The sequence below is a fragment of the Prevotella sp. oral taxon 306 str. F0472 genome (assembly GCF_000257925.1).
Classification (GTDB): Bacteria; Bacteroidota; Bacteroidia; order Bacteroidales; family Bacteroidaceae; genus Prevotella; species Prevotella vespertina.
Genome location: NZ_AJIN01000058.1, coordinates 199,103 through 216,648 on the forward strand (window position 1 = coordinate 199,103; position 17,546 = coordinate 216,648).

The window sequence follows — 17,546 nt, forward strand, 5'->3', positions numbered from 1 at the left end:
AATAAGCGTTTTCAACAACATAACAAATCAAGTATATCAATAGAAAGAGATGGAGAAAGTAGATCGATTAGACAAGAAGATCTTAAGCATTCTATCGCAGAATGTACGTATGCCATTCAAAGATGTAGCCGCACAATGCGGTGTTTCGCGTGCTGCAATACATCAACGTGTACAACACCTCATCGAGAATGGAGCTATCACGGGGAGTGGTTTTGATGTCAACCCAAAGAGCTTGGGCTATACAACTTGTACTTACATCGGCCTCAACCTAGAACGTGGTTCTATGTATAAAAAGGTAGTTGAGCGTCTTAGTGCCATCCCCGAGGTGGTGGAATGTCACTTCACAACTGGTCCATATACCATTCTTTTAAAGCTATATGCACGTGATAATGAGCAATTAATGGACCTCCTTAACAACCAACTACAGGGCATTCCAGGGGTTGTATCAACGGAGACTCTCATCTCATTAGAGCAGAGTATCAAGCGTGAAATACCAATTACAGAAGAACTATAAGCCTGCTTTAGACTTGATAACAACGATATAACGAATTATAGAACATAGAGCGGAAAGATGAAATACGACCTTCAGTCGCATCTTGACAAGGTGTATGCGACTTACCCCGAGGCAAAGCGTCTGCCGATAATAGGTATCACGACCAACTTTACAGAGCGTGATGCCACATTAAGAGACGTCTATTATAAACAAGTAGTAACCGCTGGTGGCATTCCAATACTCATCCCGCCAGTTGCTGATAAGGATGTTCTTGTCAATACACTAGACCATCTTGATGGACTACTATTGACTGGTGGTGCTGATATAAACCCACTTTGGGTAGGCGAAGAGCCCTCTACTCATCTCCATGGTATCAATGCTGAGCGTGATCAAGCCGAACTCATGCTTACTAGATTAGCCTTCAATCGCCAGATACCTATGCTGGGTATCTGTCGAGGAATACAAACACTTGCTGCTGCCTTGGGTGGTTCTGTACAACAGGATATCTATGAGGAATATATCAGAACAGATGCTACTGTTGAGAAGAAATTAGCTAAGGATAAAACAATCACAACCTTCCATGCCGCAACCATCAAGCATTCTCAAGACGCAGAACGCAGTGAGAGGACGCATAGCATTACGATTAACAAGTCGTCAATACTCTATGCTCTCTACAAGGAAGAGCGCATCTACGTCAATTCCTTCCATCATCAAGCTGTCAAAACACCAGGTAAACGCTTTCGAGTAACGGCTGTTGCACCTGATGGAGTTATCGAGGCAATGGAGAGCACAGAGTTTAAACCCATCATGGGAGTGCAGTGGCACCCTGAGTGTTTGGGTGAGGATGGAGGCAAACTATTCCTTTGGTTGGTCACACAAGCTAACAACTTCTATATCGCCAAGCAGCTTCATAAGCGTGTTCTAACACTCGACACGCACTGCGACACACCGATGTTCTTCCCTCAAGGAGTGCGTTTTGACCAACGCGACCCACGTATTCTCTACGACCTTCATAAGATGACAGAAGGACATCAAGATGCCGTAACGATGGCTGCTTATCTTCCACAACCAAAGATTGGAGAGAGCTTCTCTTCTAAGATTGATGTCGCTGGATTGAAGCATTACAACCCTACTCTCTCTAAGGCTCTCGACCATCTTTCTCCAGCGGTATATGCTGATCTCATCTTCGACAAGATAGAAGAGATTGTGAAGCAGAACCAGCGTTACATCAGTATAGCTCGCACTCCTTCCGACCTCTACGAAGACAAGCGCAAGGGGCGCAAGAGTATTATGTTTGCCATAGAGAATGGCTTAGCTTTGGAGCATAAGATCGAGAACATCAAGCACTTCGCACAACGAGGTGTGGTTTACATCACGCTTTGTCACAACGGAGATAACGATATTTGTGACTCGGCACGAGGCTGTAATACGCATGGAGGAGTTAGTAAGTTTGGTGAGGAAGTCATAAGAGAGATGAATCGAAATGGTATCATGGTCGACTTGAGTCATGGGGGTGAGAAGAGCTTTTATGACGCTCTTGACATCAGTACACAACCGATAGTCTGCAGTCATTCCAATAGTAAAGCTCTATGTGATGTACCCCGTAACCTCACTGACGATCAGATGCGTGCTCTGGCAAAGAAGGGCGGTGTTGCACATATAACTATGTATCATGGATTCCTTAAGAAGGACGGTGAGGCAACCATTATGGATGCTATTGCTCACCTCGAACATGCCATTGATATCATGGGTATTGACCATGTAGGAATAGGCACCGACTTCGATGGTGATGGTACGATAAGGGGCTTAGCTGATGCCAGCGAGATGATTAACTTCACCTTACAACTATTGCGTCGCAAGTATAGCGAACGTGATATAGAGAAGATATGGGGTGGTAACTGGCTGCGTGTCATGGCTCGCGTGCAGAGTGTAAGATAGTTTTTTTGATTACAATAAACAATGATGAAAACAAAAATAAGGATTCTTTTAGGGTGCATCATAGCCCTCACTCTGACGAGCGTAGCCTATGGATGCAAAGGAAAAGCAAGTAATAACAATACGACATCGGATGCAGATACCGCTACAACAGCGCATCCTATTGGTCCAAAGTTCAATTCCGACTCTGCTTACGCATACACTGCTGCGCAATGCGAGTTCGGTCCTCGCACCATGAACTCTACTGCCCATGAGCAATGCGGCAAGTGGATTGTGGAGCAATTCAAGCGTTTTGGATGTGAAGTAGAGGAACAAAAGGCAGACTTAAAGGGCTATGACGGAACAGTTCTAAAGTCTACTAACATCATTGCTAGGCTCAACCCACAGGCAAAGAAACGTGTTCTTCTCTGCGCACACTGGGATAGTAGACCTTGGGCAGACAATGATCCAGACTCTACCAACCACCGTAAACCAGTCATGGCAGCCAATGATGGCGCAAGTGGAGTTGCTGTTATGCTTGAGATTGCACGCCAGTTACAGGCAGATAAGAAGTTTACTATGGGTGTAGACTTCGTTTGTTTCGATGCCGAGGATTGGGGAGTTCCACAGTGGGAGACCAACTATAAGGACACAGGAGACAGCTGGGCACTCGGTGCGCAGTACTATTCTCTGCACTTCCCAGGCACTATCAAGCCCGAATATGGCATTCTCTTGGACATGGTAGGCGGTGAAGGCGCTCAGTTCTATCGTGAAGGAATGTCGCAGCAATACGCTAATAACATTGTTGAGAAGGTGTGGGCAGCAGCAAAGTCGGCTGGTTTTAGCTCTTACTTCCCTGATTCTCCAGGTGGAATGATTACTGATGACCATATCCCAGTGAACCAGAATGCAGGTATACCAACGATAGATATTATCCCATACTACCCTGATTGCGCACAGAGCAGCTTTGGTCCTACGTGGCACACCATCAATGATACGATGGAACACATTGATAAGAATACACTGCAGGCAGTGGGTCAGACCATCATTCAAGTTCTATATACTAAATAAGAGAAAGAAGTTTTTTCCATATAAGGCTAGCTCTTTGAGTAATCTCAAAGACGCTAGCCTTCTTTCATATTATATGTTTTCAAGCCAAGTGAAAAGCGTTCCCTAAAAGATTAAAGCTCATCTATTGCTACCCCGAATGAAGCTTTGCACAGTCCTCCCTACCCTCTTCTATCCTCCAAGAAACATCCTTCAACGAAGGAAAAGAACCTGATGTAAAGTGGGAAAAGGCGTTTATCAGATATAAAAATAGACTAAAAACTACAGATTAATAGACTAAAAGCGAAAATAAAATAGTCTATTTTTCAAATTTAATAAGTCTCTTCTGCTGTATAGCTAAGTGTATTCAGGGTAATAGTTAAGGCTTGCCACTATAATTGACCAGCCTCAACTTGCAGTACAATACGCTCAACAAGACGATCAGCTCCTTGTGGATCATAACGCTTCTTTAGGCTACTTCCAAACGCCCAAGCGAACGCTTGATAGAAACCAGCACGAACAGGACCAAGGAAAGCTTGCACTAGTTCGTAGGAAGTAGAGTTACATTCACGGTCAATGAGTTTGATGAGTAACTTGCCTTGAGTGAATGTTAACTTCTTCATGCGAGGCTTATACGTGTTCCAAATCTCCTTTTCCACACGCTTCATGTGCTCATCTCTTTCCTTCTTTGTAGGGATAGTTTCGAGGTAAGCACCCGTCTCGAGAATAATTTGATGACACTCTTTAGCAATAGGAAGAACCTTCTTGATGTTATAAACCAAGCGATAATATGCCGTTTCCTGAGCCTTATCTTTGAACTCCATAGGCGGAAATACATACACATTACTTGTCCTTACGTATTGAATACTATCGCTTCCTACCTTCGCTTTACCGATGTGTACCATCGGAACAAACGTCGGAGAGTTCATGTCAACAACACGATCTTCAGGGTTAATATGGTCTTGTGCCATTGCAGCCGAAGCAAAGGCAAACAGCGACAAAAGCGTGAAAAGTTTTCTTATTAATCTCATATTATAGGCAAAAGTAGCATTTATTTCTGAAGACGAATAGGTTTTTAATATTATTTTTATCATTTTCTTAAAGGCTAAACACACCATTGGTTGGCAGTTAAAGACGCTTCGCTTCTATTCTGTCATTTAACCAGAAGCATTATAAAGAATATGAGTTAAACTATAGAAGAACCTTTACCTGTATTCCTAATGTATATGTTCTTGACACGAGAATACTTTTAGAATAATTGTCAGAATGTCACTTCTAATCCGCAAATAACACTTATCTATGATCTTGATGATTACTTTCTGATACTAAAGATTGTTAAACACTTTATCTTTATTAGCCATCTCCAGTACTTGTATTAATAAATTTCCTACTTTTGTAAAAACAACTCACTTCACAGAATATAATCATCTCGAAATGGTTACAACAATAGTAATTATACAACTACTCATTATTTTGGCACTTATTTTCATAGGTGCTCGTGTGGGAGGTATTGGCCTCGGTATTTATGGTATGATAGGTGTTTTCATCTTGGTTTACGGCTTCGGACTGGCTCCAGGAAATGCTCCTATTGATGTAATGATGATTATCGTATCAGTGATTACGGCTGCTGCTGCACTGCAGGCATCTGGTGGTTTGGAGTACTTAGTGGGCGTTGCTGCTAAATTTCTACATAAGCATCCGACACATATCACATACTTTGGTCCTATCACCTGTTGGCTCTTCTGTGTCGTAGCAGGAACTGCTCACACTTCTTATTCACTCTTACCTATTATCTCAGAGATTGCTCAAGCAAACAAAATAAGGCCTGAACGCCCTTTGAGTCTGAGCGTTATTGCAGCCTCTTTGGGTATTACTTGTAGTCCAGTTAGTGCAGCAACAGCAGCATTAATAAGCCAAGATTTACTCGGAGCAAAGGGCATTGAATTAGGGACAGTCTTAATGATCTGTATTCCAACGGCTCTAATATCTATCATTGTGGCAGCCTTTGTTCAGAACCATGTAGGTAAAGAGTTAGTAGACGATCCAGAGTATAAGAGACGTATAGCAAAGGGTCTTATCAACCCAGAAGAAGACGCTAAGAACGTTCAAGAGTCTACTTTAGAGTGTGGTTCCGAGGCAAAACGTTCCGTCTTCGCATTCCTCTTTGGAGTTGCTTTGGTTGTAGTGTTTGGCTTCGTTCCGAGCCTTCGTCCAGAAGGAGTCTCTATGAGTCAAACCATTGAAATGATAATGATGTCAGATGCAGCCTTAATCCTTTTCGTTGGTAAAGCAAAGGTAGCCAATGCTGTAAATGGCAACATCTTTAAGGCTGGAATGAATGCTGTTGTAGCTATCTTTGGTATTGCTTGGATGGGAAACACATTCTACATGGGGAACGAAAAGGTATTGAATGCAGCATTGTCAAGTATGATTACTTCTGCTCCTATCCTATTTGCTGTGGCACTCTTCGTGCTTAGTATCATGTTATTCTCACAAGCAGCAACAGTCACAACACTCTATCCTGTGGGCATTGTTCTAGGCGTAAATCCCCTCTTATTGATAGCAATGTTCCCTGCTTGCAATGGTTATTTCTTCTTGCCAAACTACCCAACAGAGGTTGCAGCAATCGACTTTGATAGAACTGGAACAACGCATATTGGCAAGTATGTTATCAATCATAGTTTCCAATTACCAGGCTTTATAACAACGATAGTGTCCATCCTCTTGGGTGTACTCGTCATTCAGTTCTTGTAAAGAGTAGGACTTACTAGAACAGAAAAGAGAGGGAAGAATCCCCCAACTATCAGTTAACTCAATAACGTTTAACTAATAAATAAAATTCTTATGAGAATCTTCAAGATTACATTCATGACAGTGATTGCATTGATCATAAGCACTGTCGTCATGGCACAGAAGCCAAAGATTCGCATTATTGCAACAGGTGGAACCATAGCAGGTGTATCTGCATCGGCTACTAGCTCTGCGTATGGAGCAGGACAAGTAGGCGTTCAGACTTTGATAGATGCAGTACCACAAGTGAAAGAAATGGCTGATATTTCAGGTGAGCAACTTGTTAACATCGGTAGTCAAGATATGAATGATGAGGTTTGGCTAAAGTTGGCTAAACGCATTAATGACCTCTTGAATAAAGAAGGATATGATGGTGTATTGGTAACGCATGGGACAGATACGATGGAGGAAACGGCTTACTTCCTCTCATTGACCGTTCATTCAGATAAACCAGTAGTGCTTGTTGGGTCAATGAGACCATCAACTGCTATCAGCGCAGATGGTCCTGCCAATCTATATAATGGTGTCTGCACTCTCGTAGACCCATCATCTAAGGGGCATGGAGTGATGGCTTGTATGAATAATGAGCTCTTTGAAGCTAAAGCACTCATAAAGACTCACACCACAGATGTGTCTACTTTCAAGGGAGGATTGTATGGTGAGATGGGTTATGTGTACAATGGTAAGCCCTACTTCTTGCATAAACCAGTTGCAAAACAGGGTCTTTCATCAGAGTTCGACGTGTCTTCTCTAACCTCACTACCCAAAGTTGGCATCGTATATGGGTATGCTAACGCATCTGCAATACCCTTTGAAGCATTCGTAAATGCCAAGTATAATGGTATTGTAGTTGCTGGTGTAGGTGATGGAAACTTCTATAAAGATGTATTCGAAGCAGCAGTAAAGGCACAAAACAGCGGTATCCAGATTGTTCGCTCAAGCCGAGTTGCGTTCGGACCAACCAATTTGAACGGCGAGGTAGACGATGCTAAATATCATTTTGTAGCCTCTTTAAACCTCAATCCACAAAAGGCTCGAATACTACTAATGCTTGCCTTGACTAAAACAAAGGATTGGCAAAAGATTCAGCAGTACTTCAATGAATACTAGATAGGAGTATTAATAAGGGGTAGAGAGCAACTTCTCTGATAAAAATGATTTCATTTTAAGAACCAAGAAGGTTCAAAAACACAAATGAAAAAGCTCTGAAACGTTGCTTTCTACTCATTATCACTTATCAATAAGCGCCCTAATACTTATATATAAAACAATTATCAATCAGATTGAAAAGCATGAAAAAGAATCTATTATGTGCCTGTCTACTAGTTTTATCACTAACAGCTACAGCGCAGGACAACCATGGATATGGTGCTAGTGATGGTCAATTCAAGTCTTTGTCAGAAGAGATTGCGAAGCTAAAGAAGCACAATGACATGTTTAATGTGTACTTCAATTATGCTGCAAGTGCGCAAGTAGAACAAGACGCAAGCAAAGACTGGAGTTCACGCTTTGCTAACAAGCAACTAAGAATAGAGGTGAAAGGCAACCTTACAGACAAACTCTACTATCGTTTCAGGCACCGTTTAAACAAGGCAAATGACGCTAAAAGCGAAGATAACTTTGCTAAGGCAACCGACATCATGATGGTTGGTTATAAGTTCTCAGACGCTTGGAAGGTTGAAGCAGGTAAGATGTGTCAGATTTGGGGAGGCTTTGAATTTGATGAGAACCCCATGTTCATCTATCAATACTCTGATATGCTTAACAACATGGACAACTTCGTTGCAGGCGTGACAGTGACTTATAACCCAGTACCAACGCAAGAGATTGCTGTTGAAATATCTAATGCTCATAACGAGAAGTTTGCTGAAGTGTATGGTCAGAACGCCATGTATGAAGATGGTAATGGACTTACACTTAACCAGCTAAAGCCCGCCCGCAATCCACTGACCTATATTGTCAATTGGAACGGGAGCTTCCTTGGCAACAAGCTACAGACTCGCTGGGCATGGGGAATACAGAGTGAGGCACGTCATAAGTATAGTCGTATGCTCTTCCTAGGGCAGAAGTTAAACCTAGATAACCTACAATGGTACTTCGATTATATCGGTTCCTTTGATAGTGTTGACCGCTTAGGCATAGTCTCTAGAGATATGCAATCAACTAATCCAACCCTCTATAACGATAATGTATGGGCTGCTGGTGTGCATTACAACTCGTTTATCACAAAGTTAAACTGGCAATTCGCACCACAATGGAACCTAATGTTAAAGGGTATGTATGAGACTGCCAGTGCTAAAGATATCACCTCGCTCAAGGATTACCGCAAGAGTTATGGCTATATTGGGAGCATTGAATACTATCCTGTAAAGAGCCAAGACTTACGCATATTCCTGGCTTACATAGGTAAAAAGGTGCATTACACAGCTCTTAGCGGATTGAGTAACTACAATACAAACCGCATTGAACTCGGTTTCATGTATCGCATTAAAGCATACTAATGTATCGTATCAAAGCATACTAAATAATACTAAACAAAATATTAATTAAGCAATGGAAGAAAAGAAATTTCGTATTGAGAGTGACCTTCTAGGTGAACTTCAAATACCAGAAGAGGCGTATTATGGTGTACAAACACAGCGTGCCATCAATAACTACCACATATCACGCAAGCGTATGTGTGACTATCCTGACTATGTCACAGCAATAGCTTATGTGAAGCTAGCAGCCCTTGAGACAAACCGACAGTTAGGTGAGATTAGCAACGAAGTAGCTGATGCGATGGCTCAAGCATGTCGAGAGATTATTGGTGGAAAGATGCATGAGAACTTCGTTACCGATATGGTACAAGGTGGTGCAGGAACGTCAGTTAACATGAATGCCAATGAAGTGATTGCGAACCGTGCATGCGAAGTTATGGGGCATAAGAAGGGCGAGTTCCAATACTGCGCACCGAATGATCACGCTAATTGTGGTCAATCAACTAATGACGTCTACCCTACTACCATTCGTCTAACTCTCATCCTTCTCAACAGCAAACTGATAGAGTCTCTGAACCACTTAATCAATGCCTTCCGCAAAAAAGGCAATGAATTTAAGAACATCATCAAGATGGGTCGCACCCAACTACAGGACGCTGTGCCTATGACTAGCGGTCAGGAATTCAACGCCTTCGCAAACACTCTAGAGGAGGAAGTCGCTAATCTCAACCGCAATGCAGCTCTTTTACATGAGATCAACATGGGTGGTACTGCCATTGGAACAGGCTTGAACGCTGCCCCAGGATTCCCTAAGATCTGTGCAGAAAAGCTCTCAGAGCTAACCGGGTATCAGTTTGTTGCAGGCTCAGACTTGGTAGAAGCAACCCCAGACACTGGTGCTTATGTTAGTTACTCAAGCGCTTTGAAGCGTCTAGCTGTTAAGTTATCTAAGATCTGCAACGACCTCCGTTTGCTTGCTTCTGGTCCACGTTGTGGATTGAACGAGATCAATCTCCCACCTATGGCACCAGGCTCAAGTATCATGCCAGGAAAGGTGAATCCAGTCATTCCAGAGGTCACTAACCAGACTTGCTTCAAGGTGATTGGCAACGACACAACCATCATGATTGCAGCAGAAGCAGGTCAGCTCCAGTTGAACGTCATGGAACCTATCATCACAGAATGCCTCATTGAAGACCTCACATGGTTGCCTAATGCGATGGACACACTACGTGAGAAGTGTATCGATGGCATAACAGTGAACAAGGAAAGATGCCTAGAGATGGTGAAGCATTCTATCGGTATTGTAACCGCTCTGAACCCTTACATCGGTTACAAGAACAGCACAAAGATAGCCAAGGAAGCCCTCGAAACTGGTGGTTCTGTTTATGATCTCGTCCTCAAACACAATATTCTTTCTAAGGAGAAGTTGGATGCGATTCTCTCTCCAGAGCACATGCTTCACTCGGAAGAGCATATCAAGTAAAGTAAATTTCATGCGTTTCTCTAGGCGATAAAGTCTATTGAACACATACAAACAAGTTAGGTGGATGCGTCAAAACAAGGGTTTCGACACATCCACTTTCCTTTTATCTAGCCTCAAACAAAGCAACTACCGCCCTTCTCTTCATATAATATAAAACCACAAGAAAACCCACTCTTACAGGAAAACCGACACTCTTCTTTGTCATTCTCAACCTTTTTCATAACTTTGCGCAAATGATAATTCAATTACACAAAGCCAAGCCCAGGGTGGAAGAACTCGACTTCCTCAAATGCGTTTTCATAACTTTAATGATTGCATTCCACCTTGTTTACATCGGTAACACCTATCCCGTTGCTAAGCAATATGTATATACTTTTCACATGCCAGGCTTTCTCTTAGTTTCTGGTTACCTCTTTAACGTGCGCAAATCATGGTCGGCTTTGGGCAAAACGCTCCTTTGGATATTCATTCCTTACGCCATTATGGAATCGAGTTACACGTTAATGGCGGCACTCCTACCCATTCGGGAACACATCAATCATCTAACGCCTGCCATCCTCTTAGACCATATCTTCCTACATCCAATAGGTCCTTATTGGTACTTACACACGTTAATTCTATGTGGATTGTCCTATTATTTGGCATTTAAAACGCCGTCAGAACGAGTTTTCAAGACGAGTGGTACAGATACAACCAATGTGGATTTAAAGCCGAGAGAAGGCTCTAAAAAGGGCAAGATAGCTAACTTCATCAACACTCTTAGCCAGCCTCAACAGCTCTGGATAGGTCGAACAATCCTCCTAACCTTGTTTCTTTGGCTCCTATCCCATGGTTGTCAACTCCTTTCAGTGGCTAATGCAGCCTACTTCTTAGGCGGGGTCATCATCCGACAAGGGGTTGGAGACTTCCGCAAAAGTTTCCCTGCTCAATGGTGGATCATCATTCTCTTGGTCATAATTAGCCTTGATGTCAACAATTATAATCGTGCTTCATACGGCGGAATATGTATCGTTTATCTCGTAATCAGTACGTTATTGTGGCTCTATCGCCTACGAATTCCAACGCAATTACGCCGTATCATGCTCTTTGTTGGGCGCAATACCTTCCCCTTATTGCTATTTTCTCCCATCTTCACCATGCTTGCCAAGTACTATCAAAACCTACTGATTAAGATAGAACCAACGGGCATGTTGTTCCTTCTCATAAGCGTTCTCTTTGCCATAACGGGCTCTTTTGCCATCACATGGGTGATGGATAAGATCGGACTCTCCCGCCTTTTCTTTGGACAAAGAACGTTTTTAAAATAACAGAAAATATCATTCCAGATTATTACAAATGCTTTGGAGAACCATTACAAAGCACTTGGAGAACCATTACAAGCCTTTTGTAATAATCTGGAATGTGCTGAACTCATAGAGAACAATAGGCTTTAAGCAAGGGAGAATATCATCAACAAAACAGGGATACACGCTTGTGTATCCCTGTTTTTGGCTTTAGTTCTATCGCAGAAGGGCGATAAAACGTATAAAGAATGAACTTATTTTTTAGGTATAATCTCGTAGACCTCAGCCTTACCAACTAATTCCATGCGGGTTACCTTCTTATCAACTTTAGCGGTGAAGAACGGCTCGTTGGTCTTTATCTCCGCCTTCAAACGACCGCGCTTGTCGTATTGTCGCAAGCAAACTGGCTCGTTCGTTGGCAATGAAAGTAGGAAGGTGTAAGCCGTAATACCGCTCGGAACCTCGAAAGAAAGGCTACCTGTGCTATGGAAAGAAGTCTCTGGACGATGGTCGAACGCCAACTGGAGCGCATCAGTTGCTGTATCAGCAGCACCCACAGGAGTGACTACGAACGAACGAATAGAAGCCCAGTTCTTACGATCAGAATCGAGTCGACGCAAACGAATAAAGCGTGCTTCAATAGGACTATCAGACTTCCACAGGATGTCATACTGGTTGTGCATATCGCTCAAAAGCGGCTTCCATGTCTTGCCATCAACGGAATACTCCAACGCAGCATGGTCGTAGAAGTCGCAATCATCCTTAGAGTTTCTACCTTGAAGTACGTGTATCTCACGCAAAGACATAGGTTCTGGGAGGGCAACACCCATCCAGTCTCCAGCCTTCTGGCTCTCTCCTGAGGTGTAGAAAGTGGTGCTGTCACCATCTAACATCAATTTACTTTGGGTAGTACTAAGGCTTTTGTAAGAGCCAATCCCACGCAAGGTAAATGCTTTCTGACCTGATTGCTGCTCGTAAAAAGCATCGCCTAAGTCGGACATAGCGTGCTCGTAGAAGGGTTGTAACTTCATTGTTCCTGACTTATGAGCCTCGTATGCCTGCTTATCTGCCGCAGTCATACCACTATTCACATACGCTTTCCAGAACTTCCCAGCGTCACCTGAACGATAGAGATCCATGAGTTCGATAGCCTTCTTGCCCCTTTCTCCGAGCTTACCAAACTCTACAAGCCATGGTTTCAACTCTTTGAGCAATAGCGAATCGGTGCATCCTGCTTCTATAGTAGCTGGTGCCTCTGCCACACGTTGGAACTCTTGATAGAGCTTATCACGCTTTTCTTTGGAGTAATCAGCCAACCGGAAGGGTTCAGTCTCCCATGATTCGTCACGACGATAGCCTGTTTCTGTATCGGCAGAATGGATGGCGAAGGTGCGATAAGCAGCCTTTGCGCGTGGCATCATGACCTCTAATCCACGCTCCCAACTATCTATTGCATTATAAGCAGACGGATTCCACGTGTAGTCGGCAACGCTATATAGGGACAACTTAGAGGCTTCGCCATGTTCCATTGGGTTGCTGACGAGGCCGCACATATCATTAGCTGTGAGCGAGGTGTCCAATCCGTAGACCGGACCTTGCAGTATTAAGTTGCGCACATAGTCGGTAACTGCATAGTTCCACCAGAAGAATGCGGGTCGTTTGATACGGCTATTTACCCAGTCAAGGGTGCTCTTTGTAACGTCACTGCAGACTACATCGCCTGTCCAGAACACTCTCACGGATGGATCAAGGGTCTTTCCATAAATGCTCAACGGGCCATCCTCACCTGGTTTTGCCCATAGTTTGGAGTAGTCTGTAGGGCAGATAATCAATGGAGAAACGTCGCCCTTCGCCTTTACAAACTCCTTAGTCAAGCGGTTTAAAAGCTCAACTTGCTTGTTAGGATTGGTTCCTTCGCCCTCAATATCATCGAAGAAGATAGCGAACGAACGCACACCATCCGCATACATAAGGTCGAACTTATGCACAAGATTCTGATAATCTTCCTCGTTCCACTTGATATCCTTGCCTGGATGAATTGCCCAAACGAAGTCTACACGGTTCCGTTTACAAGCGTCAACAAGCTCTTTGATGTTCTTTTGCTCACGTTCAGGATAAGGCAAACGCCAGTTAGGTGAGCTGTGATAAGGATCGTCCTTCGGGCCATAGATATAGGTATTGAGCTTGTATTTGCCATAGAAATCAATCAAAGAAAGGCGCACAGCGTGCGACCATGGTGTACCATAAAAGCCCTCAACAACGCCACGATAAGGGAAAACGGGACTGTCGGTAATCTCCAAACAAGGTAGTTTTTTACCCATCTCAACGGCTGGGCTCTCCATCATCTGGCGCAAGGTCTGGATGGCATAGAACACTCCTAGATCGTTCTCAGCCTGTATGTTGATTCCATTCTTAGTTATCTTCAACACGTAAGCACCATTAGTTGCAGCTACGCCAGCCATATCCTTTGTGAATTGGGCAGTATTTTTCACTAACTCGATACGCAGAGGTAGCCCCTTCTTAACCAATGGAATGAAGTTGAGGTCGGGCTGATAATCAATGCTCTTGACCTTCTTGTTCGTAACAGGATTAATGAGTTGAACACCATTACTGACGTCGATTGTCTCACCATTCATCATCTTCAACGAACGAGGAGTTGGGTTAATAACGAGTCCGTGATGGTCAATTCGATTGCCAGGAACGGGATTTACCAACTGAATCTCCGAACGCTGACTACCTAAATCGAACTCATTATCCTGCGCATGAGCCGCAGTTAAGGCACATAGCCCTACTGCAAATGTAACTAAAAGTTTCTTTTTAATCATGTAGGTTTTTAATGTTTAGATTCCTGCCTGCCCTCTATCAACACGGACAAGCATGTATGAATGTTATTGCGTAATATATTGATTAATGCTACAAAGATAAGGAATTAATTGGAATTAGAGCCGGAATAACAATAACATAATTGCTTTAAGCAAGGAAACAAACCCTTAGAACAGCATCAACAGAGTCCTAAAGACAAAGTAACATACGAACCTACACACCTAATGTAACATATCTCTTTAGAAACAAAATAACAACGAGTGCCTAACAGTAGACATCTAGCAAATCGTTTCAAATCATACAAATAAAACGCTTACTAACTAGCTCCCGTTAGGCACTCTCCCCTCCTTTGGCTTGGAAAGGCTTTCCGTATCACATTTCCTAACTAGCCCCGTAGGCACATCCCCTCCCTCAGAGGGGCTTGGGGAGGCTTTTTGGGGAGGCTTTACCCAGCCTGCGGTCCTGTGTGGTCTTCACTCCCCTCTCCATTCGGAGAGGGGGCGGGGGTGAGGCTTTTTTTCTCTTTCCACTCCTCCCAATAAATATTATCAGACACTAGCGAACGAGTGGCAACCTTATTGCTCTGTGTGCGCGAAGTCTCGGGAATGAAACGGACACGGACATTCTTAATCTGCTTTGCCGTCACTTCTTCAGGCTTCGCGATACCTTTATCGGCGTTGATGGTGTAGTAAAACGTACCCACACCTTCCAGTTTCACCGTGCGACCTTCAGCCATAAAAGATGCCATCACTTCACCTAAATCCTTCAGCACGGCATACGTGTCACCGCGACTCACCGTTGAAATCAATGCCAAGCGGTCAGCCACTTGATCGGTTGTTACGGGTTTTCCTACGGTTATCGCTTCTGGATACCATAGCCCTGTTAGCTTCTTCTTTACTTTCTTAAAAAATGCCATAATCCCAATGTTTTAAAGTTAGCAAATACAATATGTAAATTATTTTCTTATTCGAGCCACCCTCGGTATGGGACTGAGGGTACCTAAGTATCATACTTAGGGTACCAGAGTATCATACTTAGACCCCCTAAGTATCATACTTTGGCACCCTATTTATAAGACCTTGATTATTAATTACTTACAAAGAGTCTATTTTTATTCTCTTTTGTCATGTTTTTTCACATTAATTATCTACTATTGTTTATCAAACAGAGTAGAAGATAACCACTCATGAATATATCACGAGAACTACTCAAACGCCCCGATTCTGTAACCGAAGTAGCGGTGGTCGTAGGTCAAGCTGACTGCACCACTGCGGAAGTACAGATCGTACGCGTCGGTATTGGACCATGGGTGAGCACTTGACGACCAATAGCGACCGGAGTAGCTAACATTGAACATTCTACCAGAGTCGTAGTTACCCAAGGCGGGCAGGTAAAAATAATTGTTTGCATCGGCTGCAGAGGGGAGAGTGTTCGATGCAGGCCAGCTGTTTTCACCGCCATTTGTTCGCCAATCTCTTCCGTCTACAGCAGTATTAGGATCGAATTCGCTTATGTTTGCCTTCTTCTTAAACCACATACCACCTTTATATAAATGACCCATAGTAGTCCATAACTCGTCTGCGTCCCAACGTGGATCGCCCTTTGCAGCGTACCATGCCATCTCATTTACGTTAGGAAGACCTGCGCATGGGCTGTGGGTAGCTGGATTACTTATACCATCACCTGGGTAACTTTTGTTCCAGTAACGAAGGTCTGTGTTGCTCTTGGCGTAGTCGTTGGAAATTGTACCGCCTGGCTGATTTCTATTAATTGTTGGCTGGCTGCCACCATTGTTCCATTCGTGTCCCTTCCAGTATTGCTCCTGTGCATCCCACATATAGTAATGGTCACCGTCGTAGTTCTTTATTTGTAGGTCAGCTTCCATGTTGACATATTCATTCTTTGCAAAGGTATGAGAAGGAATAATCTTGGTAATTGTTCCCTCTATGTTCGTTGCTACATCCTTTACCCAGTAACGAATCCTTAAAGTGTGCGTGCCAGGCTTGATAACCATGTAAGCACCATTCGTTGTTAAGCTGGCAGAAGTATTTGTCAATGGGAAACCATTTTGGAATGTACTTCCTGAATTACCTTTTGTTATAAGTTCTATCTTTTTACCAGACCCTATACCTGTCAATGCACCTGTACCAGTTGCTGCAGTTGGGTCAAGAGTATAGGTAGATGTGATGTCGTTATCTGATGTTACTTCTATCTTAGTGAGATAGCAATGCTTTAGTACATCATTGCTTGTGTAAGGCTTAAAAACAAGGTAAGCAGCCTTGTGGTCGAGTGCAAACTCGAACTCGTGACTTGTAGCATTGCGTGTTGCCTTGGCTATACCGCAATCACCTGATGCGCCGAAGTGAGCAGTGGTGTTAGGCTCTGTTTGCGTTTGATTCGCAGAGATGGTCACTTGGTTTTGATTACCATTCTTACCAGGATAATAAACTTCGTATGAAGATTTGGCGGTGTATTTACCTGGCATTAAGAACTTGAAAGAGGCTGTCTTGCCCGTTGGCGAGTTGCTACTTTGCTTCCAATTGCCGCTATCATCCTTTACCCAAATCTTATCGCCTGCTTCCCAATAAAATGTACCATCTGCCTCCATGGTTGTGCGCGTTGCAGGTTCGCCAGTGCTGAATGCGGTTAAGCCGTTATCGTCAGTGGAGGTTTTGCCGTTCTGCGCTAAATCATCATTCGCACAAGAGGCAAAGGCTAATGTTAAACCACACACGATAGCCAAAGACGCTAGTCGTGTGATGAATGAATGTCGTTTCATCGTTTTCTTCATTTTTACTTAGTTCTCTTTGTTAATAACTCTCTGTTAGTCTTCCCAAGCGGAAAAATCGTCTTCGTTCTCATTGTCAGCTCCCTGCCATGCTGGTGCTTGCTTAGCACTGCTGATGGTTCCTCCAGGTGTTGCTGGGTTATGCTGACCATTAAAAGGAGACCCCGCCATTAAATTAGTGGTTTCGTTTACCTGAACTATTACGCAATTAGGTGCAGAATAGCTCTTCTTTTCTTTCCTTTTCTCCATTGTTTTATTGATTAAAAATAGTTGTTATTTCGTGCTTAATTTTTCTATATTTCGGTTTAGGTACGGACACAAAAAAAGAACAAAGGAAACTTCTAGAAGTCCTTTGTTTACAGGGTTTGCGGTACGCTTCGCGCGCGCGTACGCGAGAAGAAAAAATGTGTAATTTACGCCTGCTCTACTAGAGAGAGAGAGA

The 17,546-nt window shown here is 43.3% G+C and carries 13 protein-coding genes; 8 read left to right on the forward strand and 5 right to left on the reverse strand.

Translation table 11 applies throughout. The annotated features are described in order from the left end of the window. Positions 1-49 precede the first annotated feature (49 nt). The 3 genes from HMPREF9969_RS09165 to HMPREF9969_RS09175 are packed head-to-tail and all read left to right on the forward strand — an operon-like array spanning position 50 to position 3,478. Complete coding sequence (locus HMPREF9969_RS09165; protein WP_009435454.1) at positions 50-514, forward strand: Lrp/AsnC family transcriptional regulator; 465 nt, start codon at positions 50-52, stop codon at positions 512-514. A 57-nt stretch (positions 515-571) separates the two neighbouring features. Then, positions 572-2,431, forward strand: a complete 1,860-nt coding sequence (locus tag HMPREF9969_RS09170; protein ID WP_009435549.1) for a gamma-glutamyl-gamma-aminobutyrate hydrolase family protein — start codon at positions 572-574, stop codon at positions 2,429-2,431. Positions 2,432-2,455: 24 nt separating this feature from the next. Further along, positions 2,456-3,478 (forward strand): M28 family peptidase, encoded by a 1,023-nt coding sequence (locus tag HMPREF9969_RS09175; RefSeq protein WP_009435439.1) that lies wholly within the window; start codon positions 2,456-2,458, stop codon positions 3,476-3,478. A gap of 368 nt (positions 3,479-3,846) precedes the next feature. Here the strand turns inward: HMPREF9969_RS09175 and HMPREF9969_RS09180 are convergent, their stop codons facing one another. Then, a complete protein-coding gene (locus HMPREF9969_RS09180) occupies positions 3,847-4,485 on the reverse strand; it encodes a DUF4294 domain-containing protein (RefSeq protein ID WP_036895589.1) in 639 nt (212 codons plus the stop codon). A 403-nt stretch (positions 4,486-4,888) separates the two neighbouring features. Here HMPREF9969_RS09180 and HMPREF9969_RS09185 point away from each other — a divergent pair, with 403 nt between their 5' ends. From HMPREF9969_RS09185 to HMPREF9969_RS09205, 5 genes are all read left to right on the forward strand, one after another. Further along, positions 4,889-6,208, forward strand: coding sequence for an anaerobic C4-dicarboxylate transporter family protein (locus HMPREF9969_RS09185; RefSeq protein ID WP_009435481.1), 1,320 nt, complete (start codon positions 4,889-4,891; stop codon positions 6,206-6,208). 90 nt (positions 6,209-6,298) lie between these two features. Next, positions 6,299-7,354, forward strand: a complete 1,056-nt coding sequence (gene ansB, locus HMPREF9969_RS09190) for an L-asparaginase 2 (RefSeq protein ID WP_009435453.1) — start codon at positions 6,299-6,301, stop codon at positions 7,352-7,354. 182 nt (positions 7,355-7,536) lie between these two features. Next, complete coding sequence (locus HMPREF9969_RS09195; RefSeq protein WP_036895590.1) at positions 7,537-8,745, forward strand: porin; 1,209 nt, start codon at positions 7,537-7,539, stop codon at positions 8,743-8,745. 52 nt (positions 8,746-8,797) lie between these two features. Next, positions 8,798-10,210 carry an aspartate ammonia-lyase gene (gene aspA / locus HMPREF9969_RS09200; RefSeq protein WP_009435497.1) on the forward strand — a complete coding sequence of 471 codons (1,413 nt, stop codon included), beginning with the start codon at positions 8,798-8,800 and terminating at the stop codon, positions 10,208-10,210. A gap of 233 nt (positions 10,211-10,443) precedes the next feature. Beyond that, positions 10,444-11,517, forward strand: a complete 1,074-nt coding sequence (locus HMPREF9969_RS09205; protein ID WP_036895591.1) for an acyltransferase family protein — start codon at positions 10,444-10,446, stop codon at positions 11,515-11,517. Between the two features lie 230 nt (positions 11,518-11,747). Here the strand turns inward: HMPREF9969_RS09205 and HMPREF9969_RS09210 are convergent, their stop codons facing one another. From HMPREF9969_RS09210 to HMPREF9969_RS09225, 4 genes are all read right to left on the reverse strand, one after another. Beyond that, the gene (locus tag HMPREF9969_RS09210) at positions 11,748-14,318 is read right to left on the reverse strand and encodes a beta-N-acetylglucosaminidase domain-containing protein (RefSeq protein ID WP_009435471.1); all 2,571 of its coding nucleotides are present in this window, start codon (positions 14,316-14,318) and stop codon (positions 11,748-11,750) included. A gap of 443 nt (positions 14,319-14,761) precedes the next feature. Then, complete coding sequence (locus tag HMPREF9969_RS09215; RefSeq protein WP_009435556.1) at positions 14,762-15,232, reverse strand: HU family DNA-binding protein; 471 nt, start codon at positions 15,230-15,232, stop codon at positions 14,762-14,764. A 288-nt stretch (positions 15,233-15,520) separates the two neighbouring features. Beyond that, positions 15,521-17,107: a fimbrillin family protein gene (locus HMPREF9969_RS09220; RefSeq protein ID WP_009435474.1), complete on the reverse strand. Its 1,587-nt coding sequence runs from the start codon at positions 17,105-17,107 to the stop codon at positions 15,521-15,523. Between the two features lie 33 nt (positions 17,108-17,140). Further along, on the reverse strand, positions 17,141-17,353 hold the full coding sequence (locus HMPREF9969_RS09225; RefSeq protein ID WP_036895594.1) for a hypothetical protein: 213 nt from the start codon (positions 17,351-17,353) through the stop codon (positions 17,141-17,143). Positions 17,354-17,546 lie beyond the last annotated feature (193 nt).